Origin of the sequence: Streptomyces sp. NPDC007971 (genome assembly GCF_042958635.1) — a bacterium.
Taxonomy (GTDB): Bacteria; Actinomycetota; Actinomycetes; order Streptomycetales; family Streptomycetaceae; genus Streptomyces.
Map to the genome: position 1 here is coordinate 21,182 of NZ_JBIBJK010000039.1, position 20,442 is coordinate 41,623.

Genomic DNA, 20,442 nt, shown 5'->3' on the forward strand with positions numbered 1-20,442 from the left:
AGGGGATCAGTCTATCTGGACAACCGGGGAGTTCCCCGGTTAGCGTCATGACTAACCGGGGAACTCCCCGGTTACGGCGTTGACCGTGACGCTTCACGCGCAAGGAATGGCGATCATGACAGCACAGCAGCCCATCGGTTCCGGCTTCGGGGCCCGCAGCACCACGGCCGACGTCCTGGCCGGCCTCGACCTCACCGGAAAGCTCGCAGTCGTGACCGGCGGTAGTTCCGGACTGGGGCTGGAGACCACACGCGCCCTGCGGGGCGCCGGCGCGACTGTCGTCGCAGCCGTCCGCCGCCCGGAAGCGGCCGCGGAAGCCTTCACCGAATTGGACGGGGTCGAGGTGCGCCGTCTCGACCTGGGCAACCAGGCCAGCGTGCACACCTTCGCGGACGAGTTCCTGGCAAGCGGCCGCAGCATCGACATCCTCATCAACAACGCCGGCGTGATGGCCCTGCCCGAGACCCGCCTCGGACCCGGCTGGGAGGCGCAGTTCGCCACCAACCACCTGGGCCACTACACACTCACGAACCGGCTGTGGCCCGCCCTGGCGGCCGACGGCGGCGCGCGCGTGGTCGCGCTCAGCTCTGCCGGACACCGCTATTCGCCGATCCGCTGGGACGACGTCATGTTCGCAAACGACTATGACAAGGCCGTCGCCTACGGACAGTCCAAAACCGCGATCGCGCTGTTCGCCGTCCACCTCGACGCGCTCGGCCGCGAGCACCAGGTCCGGGCCTTCGCCGTCGCCCCCGGTGCCGTCATGACCCCGCTCCAGCGGCACATGACCCGCGAGGAGATGATCGCCTTCGGCTGGATCGACGACCAGGGCAACACGGCCCCCAGTTTCAAGACCCCCGAACAGGGTGCCGCTACCCAGGTCTGGGCGGCCACCTCCCCGCAGCTGGCCCACACCGGCGGCGTCTACCTGAACGACTGCGACATCGCCCCTCTCTCCCAGGACGACGCACCCGGAGTACGGCCCTACGCGGTCGACCCCGAACAGGCCGCACGCCTGTGGACCCTGTCCGCCCAGCTGACCGGCACCAACGCGTTCGCGAACCGGTGACACGACGGCATAGCGCACTCCCCTCCAAGAAGCCTGCACCTGAAATCTCTGCAAGAAGGGTCACGAAATCATGACGCACACCGATCTGGCCGCCGTCGCGAACGAAGCACAGGCATGGTTCGACAGCTACGTCGAGACGTTCATCGGACTGGCAGCAAAGGGGAGCACCGATCCCGCGCCGCTCCTCGACTACTTCTCGGTGCCGATCAGCATGACCACGGGCACGGCCCACACCGCTCTCACCTCCACCGAGGCGCTCTCCCAGGGACTCGCACACGAGCTGCGCGCACTGCGCGACGCCGACTACGGCGGCAGCAAGGCCCTCGACCCGGTGGTACGCGTGCTCAACGAGCGGGCCGCGCAAATCGAGGTGACCTGGGCGCGCCAGGACAGCCAGGGGCGGGAGTTCCAGCGTGTCCGTGTGCTCTACCTGGCCGCCCGTACCGACGCGGGATGGCGGACGGTCGCCTCCGTGATCCTGGCCAGCTGACGAAGCACATTGCCCGCGCGGTCGCCCGCGCTGCGCTCGCCAGTCAGCGAGGCGACAGGACCCCGCCACAAGATCGCCAACGCGACAGTACGTGCTGATCGATGTCACGTCGATGCTCGTCCCCACGGCTTAGGGGCTATCCGGTGGGTCGGCGGGGTCCCCTTGCCTGCCTTCTAGGCTGGCGCCATGGACAACGGGCTCGCTCACGAGGGAAGCGCCTTCATCAATTTTCGACACTACGTCCCGGATCCGAAGGAGCACGGGTTTCGGTGGGTCGATATCAAGCGGCTCCGCTTCTCCGCGGGGGCCCTGGACGATAGAGGGCTGCTTGCCGCACTGATTGGGCATGAGCAGTTCCGGGACGACTATGCAGGTGGTGGAGTGCTGCCGGGCGGGCCCAGGCATGGTCCGTATTGGCTGCGGTTGATCACTCCCGACCTCTACGGGCCCATCAGCCAGGAGAAGGCCGTGCAGATCCTGCGGGAGCGGGTGGATCCGCTGTGGGACGTGCCCACCGAGCTGGAGGCAGATCTGCAGCGGGAGGTGTTCGACCGCCTGGCTGCAGCCGATGGCATCTACTACCTCAGCGAGCTCGGTGATGAGGCGATTCACGACTGGGGACGTGTGCACGACTACTTCCACGAGTTCGTGCTCATCGACCGCTCGGCTGGGCAGATCACCCTCGTCGTCGCGGCCGACGACTGAGCCAACTACCGGGGCATCCGCTGCAGTGGCTGATATCAGTAGCGGAGCCACAGCCGAATCGCGGCAAGAGTGACCGTGCCGTGGAAGACGTAGGCCCTCTTGTCGTAGCGGGTCACCACTGCTCTGGAGCCCTTGAACGCATTGAAGCAACGCTCGACTTCGTTCCTCCTTTTGTAGGTAGTGCTGTCGAAGCCGGTCGGCCGCCCGCCGTGGCTACCGCGCCGCTGGCGGTTGACCTTCTGATTCTTCGGCTCGGGGAAGGTGTGCTTGATCTGGCGTCGCCGCAGATAGCGGCGGTTCCGGCGGGAGCTGTACGCCTTATCGCCACACACGCGGTCCGGTCGCGTCCGCGGGTGACCGCCAGTGGGGCGCCGGACACGAACGCGATCGAGAACCTTGATCAACTGTGGCGCGTCACCCCACTGACCGGGGGTGATCAGCACGGCCAATGGGCGGCAGCTGCCGTCACTCGCCAGGTGAATCTTCGTCGTGAGGCCACCCCGTGAACGGCCGAGCGCCTCATCGGGGCGATGTTCGGCGGGACGGCGCCAGCGCCCCAGCACCCGGGGCAAGCGGTGATGAGCCCCGGCCGCATGCTGATGGGCGCGGCAGACCGTCGAATCCACGCTCACCACACTCCAGTCGATCCGCCCCTCGACATCGGCGTCGGCCTGGACCGTCCGCAGGAGACTACTCTCCCACGTGCCATCCGCGGACCACCTGCGATGCCGGTCATAGACCGTCTTCCACTTCCCGAAGCGGGTCGGAAGATCACGCCACGGCAGGCCAGTGCGCTGCCGGAACAGAATCCCGTTGATCACGCGCCGGTGACACTGCCAACGTCCGCCCCGTCCAAGGTTCTTGGGCAGATGCGGTTCGAGTCGAGCCCACTCGTCGTCCGATAGATCACCCCGCCCCACATCAGCCGGAACGAGCCACCGCCAGGCGAGTCACTCGACTCGTCGGACAGGCCCTAAGCGGGACGACGTCGGGGCCGGTGGGCATCGATGGGCGTGCGGCCTCGGGGGTGGCCGGCAGGGCGACGATGGTTACTGAGGCTTTTCAGTGTGGCCTCTGATCGGGTGACGACGTAGACGTACGCAACGGACAAGGCTCCCGTGCCGTTGAGGGAGGTGTTCGACGGTCTCAACTCACTGGCACAGGAGCCCTGTTGGTTTCCGATCCTGACGACACCCACCTGGCGAGGAACCTACTAAGAGCTCGTTACAGAATGAGCCGTTCGCGACCGGCCGGTTTTCCGGCCCCGTCCCTCTTTCCCAGGTCCAGCAACCTACCCATCGCCGACCGTTAGCCGCTTGGATAGGCTCCGCGGGGAACCCTTCAGGAGGTGTCATGGCGAAGGTCACCATCAGCCTGGACAGCGATCTGGCCATCGAGGTCATGCTGCTGGCCGGTACCAGGAGCCCGCAGGACGCCGTCGAGTTGATCGTCCGCGACTACCTGGCACGGGGGCACCGCACCGAGGCTCGCGCCGGCAACGCCGCCGACCAGGATCGCCTCGCCGACCGGCGGTCAGCGCCGGAAGAGGGCCGATGAGCACTTCAGGTGAGATCGGCGTGTCGGCTGGTGGGTGAAGGTCCTTCTGGGCAGGGTCCGGCTGGTGTCTATCGATCTTGTCTCCGACGACCTGTGGGAGCGAATAGCTCCACTCCTGCCAGAGCGGCCGCCCCGACGCCACCGTCATCCCGGACGGCTGCCTGTGCCGGACCGGGTTGCGCTGGCGGGCATCGTGTACGTGCTACGCAAGGGTGTGGCCTGGTGCGACGTCCCAGTCCAGGTCGTCGGCTGCTCGGGGGTAACCTCCTGGCGTCGGCTGCGGGACTGGACCGAGGCTGGCGTCTGGCCTCGCCTTCATGAGGCACTCCTAGCCGAGCTGCGGGCAACCGGCCTGCTGGACATGGACGATACGGCCATCGACGGCTCCCACATCAGGGCCCTCAAAGGGGGGCTCACGTCGGTCCTTCGCCCGTCGACCGCGGTCGCCCCGGCTCCAAGCACCATCTGATCGTCGACCGCCACGGCACGCCCCTGGCCGTCTCCCTGACCGGTGGGAACCGGCACGACATCACCCAGTTGATCCCCCTGCTGGACGCGATACCCCGCATCCGAGGGGTGCGCGGACCTCCCCGCAACCGACCCAGACGGCTCTTCGCCGACCGGGGCTACGACTACGACAAGTACCGCCACCTGCTGCGGAAACGCGGCATCAGACCCCTGATCGCCCGACGCGGCGTTGCCCACGGCTCCGGCCTTGGCGGCACCCGCTGGGTCGTCGAGCGGACCTTCGCCTGGCTCCATCAGTTCAAACGACTCCGTGTCCGCTACGAGCAACGAGCCGACCTCCACCAGGGACTACTCGAACTCGCCTGCAGCATCATCTGCCTTCGACGGCTCCGCAAATCATTCTGAAATGATCAGTAAGAGGCCATCTCATTTGGTGAGTCTGCGGTAGCAGATGAGGGTGCAGGCGATGCTGGTGAAGGCCAGGAAGTGTTCAGCTTTGCGTTCGTAGCGGCGGTGGAGGCGGCGGCATCCGGCGAGCCAGGACATGGTGCGTTGCGCCAGCTCTTGGACAAACCGTAGGCCGCGTCCGCGGTCACCCACCTGAACGGGACTTTCTCCGCGATGGCCCGGCGGACCATCGCCCTGGCGGTGGCGACCTTGGTCTCGAAGACGACCGTGTCGTCGATGCCCGCCGCCTGCACCGGTCCCGGTCCTCGGTCCAGGACGCCGGCAGGTAGAGACGTCGGTCGATCAGGGTGCGGCCACGGCCGGCCGCATAGGCGAGGAAGACTCCGACTTGGCAGTTCTCCGTCCGACCGGCCCTGCCGGAGTACTGCCGCTGGACACCGGCCGACCGGTCGCCCTTCTTCAAGAACCCAGTGTCGTCCACGATCAGCACCGCATCCGGATCGCGGAGGTTCTCGACCACGTACTCCCGCACGTCGTCGAGAACCTCATCCGCGTCCCAGTCGATCCGGTTCAGCAGCCGGTGGATCCGGTCCGGTGCCGCGTACCCGGCCTCCTCCGCCAGCGTCCAGCCGTTCTTCCGTTCCAGCGGAGCGATCAGCCCCTGCATATAGGCAAGCGCCGTCTCACGCGGCTCCGATCCGGAGAAACGATGCACAAACCGCTCGTGCAGAGCCTTCAGTTCACCAGCCCACGACTGGGCCTCAGCAACTTCCCCACCCACGACCAGCCCAACGACCCACCTGCCCCACCGTCACGGCAAAGACCGTTGCAGTACTAGCTTGATCTCTAACCTGTGCGGCGGGGCTTTGGGGTGGTTGACCTCTTCTTTTGTCGTTCTGCTGGCTGTGTCTTCTTGGGTGTGTGCACGTCGTGGCGGGGTGCGGGGCGGGTGTTCTTTCGGCCCGCTGGTCGTCCGGGTCCGGGGCGGGTGGGTTTCGGTGCTCTGGCCGGGCGGGCGGTCTGTGGGCGGATGTGCCGGAAGTCGCGGCGGACACGCGCGGGAGTGAGCCTGTCTGGAGAGCTGGGTTGCTCCCAGGGGCGGCGCCGGTCGGCTGCGAGGAGGCGGGCGAGGCGGAGTTGGGTGTAGGCGGCGAGGATGAGCCAGGTCCAGCGGTCGGCGGCCTCGGGCGTGCGGATCTTTGGGGAGGTCCAGCCGAGGGTCTGTTTGAACAGGCGGAAGGTGTGCTCGATGTCGAAGCGCCGCAGGTAGGCCTGCCAGAGACGGTCGGCGACTGCCGGGGTGGCGTCGGTGCCTGACCACCACAGCCAGACCGGCTTCGGTGTTGCTCCGCTGGGCAGGTGGCCGATGTCCAGGCGGATCAACGTGCCTTCGACGACCGGGAGGGTGCCGTCGGCGGTGGCCCAGGAGGAGCGGTGGGTGAGCCTGGGGTGCAGCCGGTCCCAGGAGCGGGCCCTGGCGGTGCCGTAAAGACGTGTGTCGGTGACCGTTTCGGTGTCCGGGACGCCCCAGGTGTCGGGCTGCCCGAAGACGAATTCGCCGCCGTGCCGAGGTGGGCGGCCCATCGTGTGGGGCTGGCGGGGCGGGACAGCCCGGCGCAGGACCCGGTCTGAGCGCATCCGGGCGAGCACCTGGACCGGCAGGTCTTCGAGCAGGAACGCAAGACGGGGTGCGTCGTATCCGGCGTCCGCGATGACGAGGACGTCGGGGTCGCCCTCCTGCCACTGCCCGGCGGTGATCAGCCGGCGGAGCAGGTCACGCAGCTGTCGGGCGGTGACAGTGGCCGTGTCGTCCCCGGGGGCCAGGCGAAGCGCGTCCAAAGGTGCGGTCCAGGAACTGCGACCTGGCTCGAGCGCGCAGATGATCGAGTACGGCCAGCCGGGCACAGGGATGTGCTGGTCTTTGCCACGGCCGTAGGTGTGACACAGGATCCGCTGCGGTGAGGTGTGGGCATCGGGGCGTAGCCAGCAGGTGATGTCGATGGCCAGGACCAGCCGGCCGTCGACGGCCCGCGGCAGTGGCACCGCGGCCAGGGCCCGCCGCAGACGGCCGGTATCAACCCTGCCGCGGGCGAGGGCGGTGTAGAGCGCCATGACCACGGCGGTGTTCGCCCACCAGAGACAGTTCGGCCAGCGACCTCACCGGCCCGTCACCGCACAGAAGGGCGTCGGCCAGCTCGAACACCGCATCCGAACGAGCGGTGAGACAGGAGTAGAACTCGCCCCGGAAGCATGACAGGTCCGCCAACGGCTCTTGCCGGGCATCGTGATGCAACAGACTCATCTTCACGGCCTTCGTGCTGGACGTGTGTGTTCCTTGGTCGGAGCACATGTTCAGACGAAGGCCGCTTTGGCGTACGGCGGTTACCGCACCGAGTGATCAAGTTCGAGGCACTATTCGACGTCGGCCGTTAAAGATCAAGCTAGTAGGGCCGGGGCGGACTTCGGTACCGGGCGGGTGAAGTGACGGGCGTCCGCCTCCTCCAGAGCGTCCCCCACGCTGGCCATTGGCCTGCCCCCGGGTTCCCGGACTTGCGATCAAGGAACGCGGGAGAGGGTTCTGCGGTCACGGGCCGGCGGGGGGGCATTTCAGTTGAGGGGCTCCCTACCCGGAGCGCCCCCTCAGCGCAAAGGCCCCCGCGCCGGCCAGAGCTTAGGTTCTAGCGATCGTCGCAACACCCCAGCTCAAGGGGTGCGATGTTCGAGATCCGCAGGACACGGGCGGTGGCTCAGGGCCGCAGGAAGCTGACTCGTGAGCGGGAGGAATACTTCCGGCTCGTGCAGCAAGGCGTGAGTTACACGGAGGCGGCCAGGGTCGTCGGCGTCAACCTCCGCACGGGAAAGCGATGGCGTAACGGCCGGAACCCCTCTGGTCGGCAGAAGGCGGCACCACCGGCCAGACCGGTGGTGCCGCCTTCTGGTGTGTCCCGGTACCTGCGTGAAGCCGACCGGATCTACATCGCCGACCGACTCCTGGAGAAGCCGACGGTCCGCGCGATCGTCGCCGAACTGGGCCGCAGTCCCTCCACCGTCAGCCGGGAGATCCGCCGCAACCGGCACCCCGTCAACGGCCAGTACCGTCCCTTCGCCGCCCAGGCCCGCGCCGATGACCGCCGTCCCCGCCCCAAGCCCCGGAAGATCAGCCAGAACCCCACGCTGCGGGCCGCCGTTCAGACCGGCTTGGACGAGCGGTGGAGCCCGGAACAGATCTGCCACGCTCTGCGCAGACAGTTCCCCGACCGGCCGGAGATGCACGTGGTCCACGAAACCGTCTACCAGGCGCTCTACGTGCAAGGACGCGGAGCACTGCGCCAGGAGCTGGCCGGCGCCCTGCGCACCGGACGCGCCCGCCGCAAGCCCCACCGCCAGGCCAACTGTCGACAGCCGCGCTTCACCGATCCCATGGTCATGATCAGCGACCGCCTCGCCGAAGCGGACGACCGGGCCGTGCCCGGCCACTGGGAAGGCGACCTCATCATCGGCAAGAACAGCGGCTCGGCGATCGGCACCCTCGTCGAACGCAGCACCCACTACGTGATGCTCCTCCACCTGCCCACCGACCACACCGCCGCCAGCGTCCGAGACGCCTGGACGGAGACCGCACACAGGCTGCCACCGCACCTCAAGCGGTCCCTGACCTGGGACCAGGGTTCCGAAATGGCCGCCCACCACAGCTTCACCGTCGCCACGGACATCCAGGTCTACTTCTGCGACCCGGCAAGCCCCTGGCAGCGCGGCTCCAACGAAAACACCAACGGCCTGCTGCGGCAGTACTTCCCGACTTGTCCGTCCACAGCCGCGAGCACCTGGACGCCGTCGCCGCCCAGCTCAACGGCCGCCCACGCAAAACGCTCGGCTGGGAAACCCCAGCCGAGCGTCTGCATAGACTGCTCGCCGTCTGACACAACCGATCATGTGTTGCGACGATCCCTAGAAACCGCCGAGGGTGGGCGGGGTGGGGGCCAAGTGCTTCAAGCGCGTCAGTCGGTGTAGTAGAACCAGTCGCCGTTGGGGTTGACCGGGTCGACGTAGACCGAGTCGGAGTTGACGACGTAGTTGCCGGTGCAGTTGCTGGTGTACCAGGTCTCCACCCGAACCTGCCCCTTCCACCACCAGTTGCTGATGTAGTTGTCAGTGTTCGGCGTCTGGAAGCAGCCCGAGACGTAGTCACCGTTCTGGTTCACGCCGGTTAGGCGGATGGAGTACACCGAGCCGATACGGTCGTGGAACAGGAACTCCTGACCATTGGTCGAAGCGAACGACGTCCCAGCCGTACCCAGCACGGCAGCTGAGGCAAACGCCACGCCACATGCAGCCTTGCCGACAGCGCGCTTGAGCATCAAAACGATTCCCCCCATGAGGCACAGCAAAGCCGCTGTGCTACCAGCACCATCGAATGAGAGTGCGAATGCGTTGATGATCTTATACGGCCCCTACCGCACTGAAAAGGCCCTCCCACCCGCAAGTGGTGTGCGGGGAGGAGCGCCCGCCTCCCTCAACTCGGTCATAAGGCGGTCCGCCTCCGCACGCAGTGCCAGCGCGGTCGCCGGCCGGCCGGTCATCTCCTGGCTGGAGCGGCAGCGGTGAGAGCCGCCAACGATGGCAATGAGACCGTGCCGACTGTCGTCGTGGCGGGCCAGCCGGTCAACCCCGAGCCTGAATGGGTGCGCGAACAGCTCTCCCCTTCCGCGTGATCCGAAGCGGTGCCATATCGGAGATGCGCCCGCAGACCCCGAAAGATCGTCAGCCGGTTTGATGCGCCGTCTGAACCTCCGTCTGCGCCGTACGGCGCAGACGGAGGTTAAAAGACAAGCTAGGGCGTGTTTCAAAAGCGTCGGCCAGCCACCGATGTCATCGTCCGCTACGAGGCCATTGCATGCTCTGACGCGCCAACATGCACCAGTGCTATGTTCCGATCGCGGATCGAACGGCAGTTGCTGGGCACGGGGGCTGGGGTGGCTTTGCTGGAAGCGCTGATCACGACCGTTACTGGAGCGGCCTCGGCGACCGTGGGAGTGCTGGTGGGCGGGATCGTCACCAGACGGGGCCAGGACCATCAGTGGTCGCGGGATCAGCAGCTGGTTGCCTACCAAGAACTCCTCAGCCACTACGCCAAGTTCACGATGGTGATCAAGCGCGCACACGCCGACCGTCGCGGCTGGGACTACGACTGGGCCGAGTGGAGCGCCGTTCTGACGCGGGTCAGCTTGATCGCTCCCGCAGAGGTCGCGGGAGAGGCCGACAGCTTTGGTCAGTCGGTCGACCACTTCTTGGACCGCGTCGCGCGAGAAGTCGATCCGGTCCGTACGCCACTTGGCGAAGAAGAGTTCCGGGAGGCCAGCGCGCAGGTGGCTCAGGCGCAGATGCGACTGGTCAATGCGATGCGGCGGTCGCTGGGAGGTAGACGGAAGGCGCTGACCTTCTGGATTGGAGGGTCGCACGCTGGCCCAGAGAATCGCGGATCGTTGTAGCGATCACAGCCACTCGTTGATGACGGCGATTGTGACCCTGGCCTCGTAGCGGACGGCCTGCTTGTCGTACCTCGTGGCCACCGCCCGGTGACGCTTGAGGCGGTTGATCCCGCACTCGACTGCGTGGCGCTCGCGGTAGTCGGCCTTGTCGAACTTCGGCGGGCGACCGCCGCGGACGCCCAGCTTCTTGCGGTTGCGGATCTGATCGGACTTCTCCGGAATCGTGCAGCGGATGCCGCGTCTGCGCAGGTAGCCGCGGTTGGCTCGGGACCCGTAGGCCTTGTCGGCCCGGACCCGGTCCGGTCGGCAGCGCGGCCTGCCGACGCCCACGCGCGGTACCCGGATGCGCTCCAGGACCGGCTGGAACTGGGGACTGTCGTGCCGCTGGCCGGCGGTGACCAGGAAGGACAGCGGCTTCTGTCCGTGCTCGACCGCCAAGTGCACCTTCGTGGTCAGTCCACCGCGTGAACGTCCGAGCCCGTGGTCGGCAGGCTCGACTGCGACTCCGCCGGGTTTGTCCCGCTGCAGATCCCCCTTTTGCGGGCGCCTGCAGCATGCTGATGCGCCCGCGCGACTGTGGAGTCCACACTCACGTCCCAGGTGATCAGACCTCTCGCGTCGGCCTCGGCCTGCAGCTCGGTGAGAATCCGGCTCCAGGTGCCGTCGCGCTGCCAGCGCCGGAAGAGGCCGTAGCCGGTCTCCCACTCGCCGTAGCGTGCGGGAACGTCGCGCCAGGGCGCACCGGTCCGCGTCCGCCAGCGTATGCCGTTGATCAGCTGCCGCTTGGACCAGACCGGAGGCCGACCCGGCTTCTTGCCCACTGGCAACAACGGCTCCAGCCTGGTCCATTGCTCGCTCGTCAGATCTCGACGCCCCAAGAGTGGATCACGGCAGACCTTGATCCACTTACGAAACAGACCCTAGTCGTAGGTCAACTGAGACCAGCGGCGCGCTTCAACTCACAGTCGCTGTAGCCGAACGTGCAGTCCTCGTCCATCCCCTTCGACAGCCAGATGTCTGCCGCGTCATGCACACTTAGCGACTCGCTGCCTCCGTCGCCGTCATGGTCTTCGCCGATCATGCAACGGCAGTCTTCGCAATAGCCGCTCTCCTGCCCGTCTTCGTTGAACTCGACGAAGACAAAGCGTTGGTGCTTTGGGCCTGTGGGCATGAGACCTCCTGCCAACGAAGTGAACATTCACGGTAGCAGTGCGCACACGTCAGAGGCGCTGAGCCCACGATGCCCCGGTCCACACGTCAGGCCGGGCATCGCGGTGCGTGGCCGGTCAGGATGGGGCGGCACACCAGTGCGAACGGCGCGCATCCGCCAGCGCATCGAACCCGCCGTCGAGGAACCGGCACAGGTCGGCACGCCGGTGGCCACGTGCCGGTCGACAATCGTCGCGGCCTCGGGCGCTATCCGGCCCTGCGCGCCGACAGCCGCACGCAATCCAGCCGTATCCGCTCGCCGGTCGCCAGGGCCGGGCCCACGTGCCGCCAACTCGGCACTCAGCTCCCCGTACGTGATGGTCTGTCCCTACCGGGCCCGCTTCCGCAGGTACTTCGGGTCCCCCTCCCCCATCGCGTGGATGCTGCCGAGCCTGCGCATCGTACCGGCCCGGTACTACTACAAGCGGACGAAGGGGGCGTGCCAGAACCGTGCCAGATCGTGCAGGGAACCACGGGGAATGGCGGGAACCAAGACGCCGGCCAGCGTGGCCCTCGAGGCCGCTCCACCGCGGGCCGGCTCAGCGACCTCCTGTAGGCAATCTAGGCTTTCGTTGTGTCCGGCGGTCAGCGTTCACGCGGTTTCGGGCGCGCGCGTGCCGCTGAGCAGTCTGCCGACGAGCAGTTCGGGATAGCCGGTGGCCGGGAGGTCGATGCCGAAGATCGCCCGAAGGTAGAGCGGTGCGATGAGCTGGTCCAGGATCTCCTCCAGGGACGGAGGGGTCTCGCCGCGGGCCACCGCGCGTTCCCGGATGCTCTCGATGGAGGCGATCCGGCGCTGGAACTGCTGTGTGCGTTCCCCCTGCGCGGTGGCGCCGCCGGGCATGGACAGGGCGACGGCGCGGATGAGGAGCCGGCCCTCCGGCGTGCGGATGCTCGCCACCCCGGCTTCCGCCCAGGCGATGAGGTCCCCGCGCAGGCTGCCGGTGTCGGTCAATGGCGAGTCCCGTTCGAGACGGGTGGTGACCACGTCGGCCAGCACCGCCCCGCTGCTGCCCCAACGTCGGTAGACGCTGGTGTGGTTGACCCCCGCGCGCTCCGCGATCGCGGGGATGGAGAGGTCGGCCCCCTCCGGTTCGGAGAGCAGGTCGATGACCGCCTGGTGGACGGCCGAGCGGACCTGCTCGGGGCTCTTACGGATACGTGGTGCTGCTGGTTGCTTCGGGCTCATGCGCCCATCGTAAGCACAGATGTTTGCTTCCTGCGCCCGATGGGGCTACGGTTCCATTCAGTACAAGCACAAATCTGTGCTTGCGGAGAGATTCGATGACGCTGGCCGACGGCCGACGCTCCGAGGAGAGTGCGATGCAGCAGCTTCTGTTCCCCAACAACATCCAGTTCTGGTACGAGACCCTGCGCTCGATGAGCCACATCGCCTACGGCGGCGCGGACTTCGGCGAGGTCGTCTCCACCGCTGAGCGGATCACCGAGGGCGACTACGACAGCTGGTACATCGAGTGGGCCGCCACCGCCGACCGCGTCGCGGCAGAGGCCGAGAAGGCGCTGAAGGCCAGCCACAAGGTGAGTGCCCGGGACGGGTTCCTGCGGGCGTCGAACTACTACCGGTCGGCGGAGTTCTTCCTGCACGGCAAGCAGTGCGACCCGCGCCACGACCACGCCTACGACCGTTCCGTGGAGTGCTTCAAGACCGCCGCAGCCCTCTACACCACCCCGCGTATCGAGCCCGTCGAGATCCCCTACGAGAACACCACCCTGCCGGGCTACCTGTACCGCGTCGACGACTCGGGAACGCCCCGCCCGACCCTGATCATGCACAACGGCTTCGACGGCACCGCGGAGGAAATGCACTTCTTCGGAGCGGTGGCCGCCGTCGAGCGCGGCTACAACGTGCTCCTCTTCGACGGCCCCGGCATGCCCGGACCACGACACCACCAGGGCCTGGTCTTCCGCCCCGACTGGGAGAACGTCATCACCCCGGTCGTCGACTTCACCGAGAACATCCCCGAGATCGACAACAACCGCATAGCGCTCCTGGGCCTCAGCATGGGCGGCATCCTCGCCCCCAGGGCCGCCGCCTTCGAACACCGTCTCGCCGCGGTGATAGCCGTCGACGGCCTCTACGACCTCGGCCAGGTCTCCGTCCGCCACCTCCCCGGCACCCGCCAGGAAGCCGAACAGCTCCTGCGCGGGGAGACCGCCCCCGAACTCGACGCGGCCCTCGAACAGCTCATGGCCAAGGACCCGATCTCCCGCTGGGCCTTCAACCACGGCATGTACGTCATGGGCGTCGACACCCCCCGCGCCTTCAACGCCTCCTACCTCGACTACACCCTCGCCGACGGCATCGCCGAGAAGATCCAGTGCCCCACGCTCGTCTGCGACGCCGTGGAGGACATGTTCTTCAAGGGCCAGCCCGAACAGCTCTACGACCACCTCACCTGCCCCAAGACCCTCATGGTCTTCACCACCGAGGAAGGCGCGGGAGCCCACTGCCACCCCGGCGCCATGCGCCTGGCCACGGCCCGCATCTACGACTGGCTCGACGACACCCTCGACGTCACCGCCACCACCGCCTGACCAACAGCCCCCACACACATCGGCCCAGCGCACCAAGCCCGCACGCTCCGGACACCCGTCACCAATCACCCGCCACCCGACACCGCTGAAACCTTCCCGGAAGGAAGAACTCCCATGGCCCGCGCCGGTATCAAGGCTGCCCTCACCGACCTGCTCGTCGACGACAAGCTCAACCTGGAGGAGGCCGTGGAGCGCCACTTCACCCCCGGGTACCGCCAGCGCACCGATGGCGAGTGGGCCGATCGCGCAGAGTTCGTGGAGCACATGACCCACGTCCGGTCCCTCGTCGCGAGTGCCGAGATCGAGGTCCACGAGGAGTTGTTCGACGGCAGCAAGTACGCCGACCGCCACACCTGCCACATCACCAAGAAGGACGGCTCGACCGTCACCATGGAGGTCTACGTCTTCGCCGACATCGCCCCCGACGGCCGCTTCAGCCGCATCGAGGAGACCACCCTCATGCTCAAGGGATCCGAAGACGACCGCAACATAGGCAGCGCCCGCTGACCGCCCCCGCCGCGAAGAGACTGCACTCCGGCAGCACCAGCGTCGTCCGGTGAGTGAGCTGCCCGGGCCGGACATGTCGTGTCCGGCCCGCATGCACGGTGGCGGCGTCTCCTCTCAGCCGGCTCGCGCGTCCACCCGACCCGAGTGCGGAGTGCCGTCGCACAACGAATCCGATGCCGGCCGCGGTCAGGGTGTCGATGAGGCCGTAGGTGCGGGCGGCTTTGATGTCGTGGACCGCACCGGGCAGGGCTGGCGAGGCCCACAGAAGGCGGGCCGAAGGGGTCGGCGATGACCTGGACGTTCATGTCGTGCTTCTTATGCTTGCCTGAGCAGGTTTGTGGATGCCGGCTCGCCGTTCCCAGCGGATGCGCAGGCGTCTCGGAAGCCGTGCAGCCACGCAAGACTCCTCTGCACGACCCCCCGGCAGGCGCCCAATCCGGTACCGCGGCGTGCGATCGCCGGTACGATGCCGCGGGCGCCGACCTGGTCGCGGCGGAGGTCGTGGTCGTAGACACGGTCGGCGAACAGTGAGTCGGGCTTGCGGCGGGGACGGCCGGCCCGGCTGCGGACCGGCTCGGCACGTCACGGCGAGGCCGCGCTGCCTGAGGCCCGCACCGGTCAGGGGCCTGGCTCGCCAGAGGCTTCGGACCAGCCGGACGCGTCCTGAGCATCACCTGAACAGCATTACCGCGCGCTGGGCAGTGCCGACGTAGTGCTTCGCATTTCCCCGGCGGTGCGGTGTCCGTCTCCTAATCGTTGGCACGGACCGCCCATGAGCCGTGACTACTGTGCGCCGGGGTCCGCGGACCGGCCCCTCAGGGGATCGTCAGCCCTTGTGCCCGGGCGATAGGCAGGGCGATGTCGTCGCGGCCCGGAGAATCCCGGAGCTGCCGCAGGAGCACGTCACAGGTCTCTTCGACGGAGCGGTATGGCAATGACAGCAGGCGGAGGAGGTCGTTCAGGCGTTCGTCGATGGGGTCGTCTCGGGTTTCGACCAGTCCGTCGGTGTACAGGACCAGCTGATCGCCGGGTTGCAGGTCGAGGGTGGTGGTCTCGAACGTGATGCCGCCAACTCCCAGTGGCGTCCCGGTGGGTAGGTCTAGGAGTTCAGGTGGCCTGCCCGACCGGGCCAGGGCCGGGGGCAGATGGCCGGCGCAGGCCACGGTCAAGCGGCGGTGGTGGGGGTCGTAGACCGCGTACACGCAAGTGGCCATGCAGGGGTCCAGTCCGAGGGTGATCTTGTCGAGGTGGGTGAGGATCTGTGCGGGATCGAGATCCAGGTCGGCGAGGGTGGATGTGGCGGTGCGCAGGCGGCCCATGGTGGTGGCGGCCGGGATGCCGCTGCCCATGACATCTCCCACCGTCAGGGCGGTGCGGTCACCGCCGAGGGGGATGACGTCGTACCAGTCGCCGCCGACCTCGCTGAAAGCCTGCGCGGGGCGGTAGCGAGCGGCGACCTCGAGACCGGGGTGGCGGTGCGAGAGCTGCGGCAGCAGACTGCGCTGCAAGGTCTCGGCGGCGCTGCGGATGTGCTGGTGCAGAACGGCGTTGTCGATGCTCAGCGCGGCAGTCGAAGCGAGCTCGCAGGCCAGGGCGAGGTCGTCCTCGTCGAAGGGCAGGGGGTTGCGGGCGCGGGCCAAGCCCATGACGCCGATGATCTGTCCGCGGGCGATGAGAGGGATGGCCATGTCGGTGTGGACACCGGCCTGGGCGAGCAGGCGGGCGGCGTCGGCGTCTGCGGCGACACGGGTGAGGTCGCCGCGGTCGAGGTGGGTGATCAGGAGAGGCTGGCGGGTGCGGATGCAGTGCGCTGCGGGGTGATCGCCGTGATAAGCGGTGAGGCGGCCGGGCGGGACGATCGCTTGAGTGGCGTCGGTGGGGTAGGCCGTCTTCACCGCCAAGGCACGGAACGTCGCCGGGCCCTCTCCGCGGCCATGTCGGCAAGGTCGGGTACGACGGCGTCGGCAAGTTCCTGTGCGGTTCTTTCCACGTCCAGGGTGCTACCGATGTGGGCCGAGCCTCTTGCGATAAGGCGCAGACGCTGCTGGGCTCGGTCGGCTCTCTGGGTCGCCTGGTAGCGGTCGGTGACATCCACCACCACCTTGGCAATGCCCAAAACTTGCCCGCGGTGGTCCTCCAGCCGGTACAACGACACCATCCAGGCGTGGTCGTGCTCCGGATCCGCGGCAGTTCGGCCCACCGCCTGCCGGTCAACCACCGGGACGCCGGATTCCAGGACCTCCCGCATCGCGGCTTCCGCAGTCAGGAACGGCTCACCGGGCAGAACCTCACTGAACCTGCGGCCGACATGGTCAGCCTCAGACAGACCGTGCATACCTGCCAAAGCCGGGTTGACAGCCAGATACCGCAGGTCGGTGTCCAGGACGGACAGCCCGATCGGGGCCTGGGTGACCAGCCGGCTGGACAACGCGACGTCGCGTTCCACCTGCCGCAGCGTAGAACGGTCGGTGACCAGTCCCAAGGCGTAGTGATCACCGACGTTGTCCGTCAGCCGCATGTTGCGGAACTCGGCCAGCCGGGTACTGCCGTCCTTGTTCCGGATGGGAAACGCTCCTGCCCAGCCCCGGCCGGTAGCCATCACCTCAGCGAACAGCCGGATCGCCGCTTCCCGGTGTTCAGGATGCAGCAGCAGCGGCGCCGCGTACTGTCCCACGGCTTCGTCGCAGGTGTAGCCGAACAGCTCCTCGGCCTGAGGACTCCACATGTCGATCCGGCCGTCGACCTCCACCAGCACCGCAGCGACGCCCAGCAGATCCATCAACCCGCTCGGACGTTCCGCCTGCTCGAACCGCCGCTCCGCTGGGCTCATCACATTCATTCCTTGCACCTGCCGACCGGCCTCGCCGGCATACCCGCCACGGCAAGGAAGCGGTCTTCGAGCAGGTCAGAAACCCCGTCCACGATGCGGCACAAACCGACCACGGCCAGAGGACCCGCCGGGAAGTACGTCCAATAATCCCCATATCTCGGGCAACTCCGCACGCGATGCGGCTGGCGCACATCGACCGCAGAGGGCGATGCTCGCGCAGGGGCCCGTGGCCGCAGGGCGGAGACCTCAAGGCTTGCAGAGAGTCTGCAGGCTGGTTTGATCTTCGACATCGTGAACGTTGGCCTGGCGCTCTACCGGGGGCTGCTGAACCACCTGTCGATCGGCCCCTGCCCCGCCTCCAGCAGCGAGGCCTCCACCACCCCCGAACTCATGCGCACCAGTGGTGCGCCGGTGGAGACGAAGTCGGCCCGGTAGGGGGTGCCCGAGGGGCCCAGGAGCCGGTTCGCGGTATCGAACACTTCAATCGGTCTGGTCGTGTCCAGGGCCATCGCGCCCGCCTGCACCACCACAACAACACGGCGCTCCAATGCGGACACAGCCTGTATGGAACGTCGTGCTGGCCGGAATGACGGACGTGCGCCCTGAGACGCCGCTGGGTGAGGTAGCCCACAGAGCGTCGGTGCGGCTGTGCGCTGCACCGACGCCCTCACCCTCGGATCGCATCCGGCTCCGGGGCCTTCGCGGTCGCCGTGCGTCAGTCGGCTGCGGCAAGCAGCCGTGCCTCGCTCTCCTCATACATCCGCCGGCTCTCGTGACTGTCGGCGGCGTGGCGCCGGCGGTCCACACGGCTGCCCAGCCAGCCCGCCAGGTATCCGAACGGGACGGAGATCAGCCCCGTGGACTGCATGGGGAACCAGTCGAAGTCCGCGTTCGGGAAGACCGCGGACGGCGTGCCCGAGACGGCCTTGGAGAAGACCATCAGCACCAGCGCGCAGACCGTACCGCCGTAGAGGCTCGCGAGCAGGCCGGTGCGCGTGAAGCCTCGCCAGAACAGGGAGTACGTCAACGCGGGGGCCACGGCCGACGCCCCGATGCAGATCGCCAGCGTGGTCAGTATGGCGACGTCCCAGTTCTGGACCAGGGTGGAGAGCGTGATGGCAACGGTTCCAATGGCCACGCTCGTCCACGCCGCCACTGTCATCTCCGTACGCGGCTCCGCCTGCCCCCGCCGCACGGCGTGGGCGAACAGGTCGTGGGCGAGCGACGAGGCCGCGGCCAGGGTCATTCCCGCGACCGAGGACAACAGAGTGATGAACACCGTGCCTGCCACGGCCGCGTAGAGAACCGTAGTGCTCACGGAGCCGGCACCCCCGCCGAGTACCCGGGACAACATGAGCACCGACGTCCTTCCGTGGGGGTCGGCCGCGGTGATGAACTGCGATCCCAACAGCGCTGCCGCGCCAGTACCCATGATGATCACGAGCAGGCAGAACGTGGTGACCGTACCGACCGCCCACGACATGGAGCGACGCACGGCCGGCACGTCCCGCGCGGAGTACAGACGCATCGTGATGTGGGGCAGGCATGCGGCGCCGAGGATCACGGTGATCTGGAGACTGGCGAAGTCCAGCCGGTCGACGGCCGAGGTGCCCAGCTGCAGGCCCTGCTGGAGGAAGGCGGGGCCCGCCCCGCTGCCGCGCTGGGCGGCCCGGAGTACATTGTCGGGGCTCCAGTCGAAGCGGTTCAGGACCAGGGCGGCGACGGTGACACTGGTGCCGAGCAGGAGCACGATCTTGATCATCTGGATGAGCGCGGTCCCTCTCATACCGCCAAGCGCCGCGTAAATGATCATCAGGCTGCCGACGAGGACGATGCACGTCGTTCTGGCGCCGGCCACGTGAGGGATGCCCAGGATGAAGGTGAGCAGCGACCCGGCTCCGGAGAGTTGGACGACCAGGAAGGGGAGGGTCGCGCTGAGCGTCACCGCACAGGAGGCGATACGGACCGCCCGCCCCGGCATGTTGCGGGCCAGGACGTCGCCCATAGTGAAGCTGCCGGCGTTGCGCAGCGGTTCGGCCAGCAGGAACATCAGCAGCACCAGCGACAGGGCGGTGCTGACCGCCAGGACGTAACCGTCGTATCCGGCGAGCGCAATGATGCCGGTGGTGCTCAGCACCGTGGCCGCCGAGATGTAGTCGCCCGCGATCGCCAGACCATTCTTGAGGGGTGTGAGCGAGAGGTAGCCGGTGTAGAAGTTCGTCAGGTCGTCGCGGTCCGGTCCCGCCATCACGCACATCAGCAGGGTGAGGGTCACCAGGGTGGTGAACAGGACCAGGACGACAGCCTGGGTCCCCGTGCCGAATTCGATCATCTCGCCACCCCTGCTTCCCGGCCCGGCCGCTGGGCCGCCCGCTCTCGCACGGCCCGCGCCAGCGGGTCCACGGAGCCTGCAGCGCGGCGTCCGTACCAGAAGACCGCCGCGAAGGTGACGACGAGTTGCAGGACCCCCAGGCTCATGCCCAAGCTCACTTCACCGGTGATCTTGGCTCCCATCAGATCAGACGCGCAGCAGGACAGCACCACGTACACCACGAAGGAGCCGAGCGCGGTGAGTGTGGAGACCCGACGGAGCATCTGGTAAGCCGAGCGGAGGGCGGCGAGGTCGCCACCGTGCCGATCGGTCTCGGGGACGTACGGTTCGTGCCGGGGCGCCTGCCCGTACGGCTCGTACGAAAAGGCGTCGTATCCATACGAGTTCCCCTGAGGCACGCCACGTCCGTGCGACTCCTGCCACGGCTCGCGCCCGTGCGGCTCGCGTCGAGGGGCGTGGCCATAGGGCTCGGCCTGCGGCTGCGGCCATCCCGACAGTGCTCGTGGTGGCGGGTGCTGGTGCGGGTACGGGTTGTCGTCGGGGTGTGTCATCGCATGGCCTTCCGGGGCGGCTCGGATGCGTGGGAGGTGGGCGGTGAAGATCGGGTGCGGCGGCGCACGTTACCGACTGGTCGGAATGCCTGGTAAGGCTGGCGGGCATCACGTTTCGGGTTCGATGCGGCATCCGGTCGGCAGTGATCGCTCGGCGAGCGGCGACCTACTCGGACCGTAGGTGTGGTGATGCGTGGATGACTTGTGGGGAATGTCACGTGCACGCGCATACCCACTGGTCGGTATGGTCGCGGAGAGCCGCGAACGACAG

16 protein-coding genes and 7 pseudogenes are annotated in these 20,442 nt (G+C 67.6%); 10 read left to right on the forward strand and 13 right to left on the reverse strand.

The features are described 5' to 3' along the window. The first annotated feature begins 112 nt into the window (after positions 1–112). The 3 genes from ACFZCP_RS44315 to ACFZCP_RS44325 all read left to right on the forward strand — a co-directional run bounded on the left by ACFZCP_RS44315 (position 113) and on the right by ACFZCP_RS44325 (position 2,264). Positions 113–1,069 carry an oxidoreductase gene (locus tag ACFZCP_RS44315; RefSeq protein ID WP_391442553.1) on the forward strand — a complete coding sequence of 319 codons (957 nt, stop codon included), beginning with the start codon at positions 113–115 and terminating at the stop codon, positions 1,067–1,069. Between the two features lie 70 nt (positions 1,070–1,139). Next, a complete protein-coding gene (locus tag ACFZCP_RS44320; RefSeq protein ID WP_116153518.1) occupies positions 1,140–1,559 on the forward strand; it encodes a hypothetical protein in 420 nt (139 codons plus the stop codon). Positions 1,560–1,745: 186 nt separating this feature from the next. Continuing rightward, the gene (locus ACFZCP_RS44325) at positions 1,746–2,264 is read left to right on the forward strand and encodes a hypothetical protein (protein ID WP_391442507.1); all 519 of its coding nucleotides are present in this window, start codon (positions 1,746–1,748) and stop codon (positions 2,262–2,264) included. 35 nt (positions 2,265–2,299) lie between these two features. On the opposite strand, the gene ACFZCP_RS44330 is transcribed toward ACFZCP_RS44325, so the two are convergent. Beyond that, entirely contained in the window at positions 2,300–3,184 is an 885-nt protein-coding gene (locus ACFZCP_RS44330) for an IS5 family transposase (RefSeq protein WP_391442510.1), read from the reverse strand. Between the two features lie 433 nt (positions 3,185–3,617). Between ACFZCP_RS44330 and ACFZCP_RS44335 the strand changes: the two genes are divergently transcribed. Beyond that, positions 3,618–3,821 (forward strand): hypothetical protein, encoded by a 204-nt coding sequence (locus tag ACFZCP_RS44335; protein WP_030677427.1) that lies wholly within the window; start codon positions 3,618–3,620, stop codon positions 3,819–3,821. Between the two features lie 64 nt (positions 3,822–3,885). After that, positions 3,886–4,694 (forward strand): IS5 family transposase gene (locus tag ACFZCP_RS44340; RefSeq protein WP_391442555.1). Its coding sequence is split into 2 segments (ribosomal slippage): positions 3,886–4,225 and positions 4,225–4,694, totalling 810 coding nucleotides; the frame shifts between segments, so codons are not numbered across the junction. 21 nt (positions 4,695–4,715) lie between these two features. Here the strand turns inward: ACFZCP_RS44340 and ACFZCP_RS44345 are convergent. The 3 pseudogenes from ACFZCP_RS44345 to ACFZCP_RS44355 all read right to left on the reverse strand — a co-directional run. After that, a pseudogene (locus ACFZCP_RS44345) lies at positions 4,716–4,841 on the reverse strand (IS5/IS1182 family transposase); the annotation flags it as partial. A 2-nt stretch (positions 4,842–4,843) separates the two neighbouring features. Then, a pseudogene (locus ACFZCP_RS44350) lies at positions 4,844–5,478 on the reverse strand (IS701 family transposase); the annotation flags it as partial. A 65-nt stretch (positions 5,479–5,543) separates the two neighbouring features. After that, positions 5,544–6,999, reverse strand: a pseudogene (locus tag ACFZCP_RS44355) (NF041680 family putative transposase). Positions 7,000–7,505: 506 nt separating this feature from the next. Between ACFZCP_RS44355 and ACFZCP_RS44360 the strand changes: the two are divergent. Further along, positions 7,506–8,617: pseudogene (locus ACFZCP_RS44360) on the forward strand (IS30 family transposase). Between the two features lie 78 nt (positions 8,618–8,695). Here ACFZCP_RS44360 and ACFZCP_RS44365 read toward each other — a convergent pair. Continuing rightward, entirely contained in the window at positions 8,696–8,998 is a 303-nt protein-coding gene (locus ACFZCP_RS44365; protein ID WP_391442513.1) for a hypothetical protein, read from the reverse strand. A 672-nt stretch (positions 8,999–9,670) separates the two neighbouring features. On the opposite strand from ACFZCP_RS44365, the gene ACFZCP_RS44370 reads away from it, so the two are divergent. Continuing rightward, positions 9,671–10,186, forward strand: coding sequence for a hypothetical protein (locus tag ACFZCP_RS44370; RefSeq protein ID WP_391442516.1), 516 nt, complete (start codon positions 9,671–9,673; stop codon positions 10,184–10,186). A gap of 3 nt (positions 10,187–10,189) precedes the next feature. On the opposite strand, the gene ACFZCP_RS44375 is transcribed toward ACFZCP_RS44370, so the two are convergent. The 3 genes from ACFZCP_RS44375 to ACFZCP_RS44385 form a co-directional block, all read right to left on the reverse strand. After that, positions 10,190–11,064 (reverse strand): IS5 family transposase gene (locus ACFZCP_RS44375; RefSeq protein ID WP_391442519.1). Its coding sequence is split into 2 segments (ribosomal slippage): positions 10,190–10,717 and positions 10,720–11,064, totalling 873 coding nucleotides; the frame shifts between segments, so codons are not numbered across the junction. A gap of 53 nt (positions 11,065–11,117) precedes the next feature. Beyond that, positions 11,118–11,357, reverse strand: a complete 240-nt coding sequence (locus ACFZCP_RS44380) for a hypothetical protein (RefSeq protein WP_391442521.1) — start codon at positions 11,355–11,357, stop codon at positions 11,118–11,120. A 630-nt stretch (positions 11,358–11,987) separates the two neighbouring features. Further along, entirely contained in the window at positions 11,988–12,584 is a 597-nt protein-coding gene (locus tag ACFZCP_RS44385) for a TetR/AcrR family transcriptional regulator C-terminal ligand-binding domain-containing protein (protein WP_391442525.1), read from the reverse strand. Positions 12,585–12,718: 134 nt separating this feature from the next. On the opposite strand from ACFZCP_RS44385, the gene ACFZCP_RS44390 reads away from it, so the two are divergent. Both ACFZCP_RS44390 and ACFZCP_RS44395 read left to right on the forward strand, forming a co-directional pair. Then, positions 12,719–13,951, forward strand: a complete 1,233-nt coding sequence (locus ACFZCP_RS44390) for an alpha/beta fold hydrolase (RefSeq protein ID WP_391442528.1) — start codon at positions 12,719–12,721, stop codon at positions 13,949–13,951. A 114-nt stretch (positions 13,952–14,065) separates the two neighbouring features. Further along, entirely contained in the window at positions 14,066–14,458 is a 393-nt protein-coding gene (locus ACFZCP_RS44395; protein ID WP_391442531.1) for a nuclear transport factor 2 family protein, read from the forward strand. A 172-nt stretch (positions 14,459–14,630) separates the two neighbouring features. Here the strand turns inward: ACFZCP_RS44395 and ACFZCP_RS44400 are convergent. The 3 pseudogenes from ACFZCP_RS44400 to ACFZCP_RS44410 form a co-directional block, all read right to left on the reverse strand. Then, a pseudogene (locus ACFZCP_RS44400) lies at positions 14,631–14,787 on the reverse strand (transposase family protein); the annotation flags it as partial. Then, positions 14,760–15,031, reverse strand: a pseudogene (locus ACFZCP_RS44405) (hypothetical protein); the annotation flags it as partial. The pseudogenes ACFZCP_RS44405 and ACFZCP_RS44400, both read right to left, overlap by 28 nt. 242 nt (positions 15,032–15,273) lie before the next feature. Continuing rightward, a pseudogene (locus ACFZCP_RS44410) lies at positions 15,274–17,288 on the reverse strand (SpoIIE family protein phosphatase). A 291-nt stretch (positions 17,289–17,579) separates the two neighbouring features. On the opposite strand from ACFZCP_RS44410, the gene ACFZCP_RS44415 reads away from it, so the two are divergent. After that, positions 17,580–17,723, forward strand: coding sequence for a hypothetical protein (locus ACFZCP_RS44415; protein ID WP_391442533.1), 144 nt, complete (start codon positions 17,580–17,582; stop codon positions 17,721–17,723). 280 nt (positions 17,724–18,003) lie between these two features. Here the strand turns inward: ACFZCP_RS44415 and ACFZCP_RS44420 are convergent, their stop codons facing one another. After that, positions 18,004–19,620 carry a cation acetate symporter gene (locus ACFZCP_RS44420; protein ID WP_391442535.1) on the reverse strand — a complete coding sequence of 539 codons (1,617 nt, stop codon included), beginning with the start codon at positions 19,618–19,620 and terminating at the stop codon, positions 18,004–18,006. Further along, positions 19,617–20,018, reverse strand: a complete 402-nt coding sequence (locus ACFZCP_RS44425; RefSeq protein WP_391442537.1) for a DUF485 domain-containing protein — start codon at positions 20,016–20,018, stop codon at positions 19,617–19,619. The genes ACFZCP_RS44420 and ACFZCP_RS44425 overlap by 4 nt, the downstream gene beginning before the upstream one ends. Positions 20,019–20,442 lie beyond the last annotated feature (424 nt).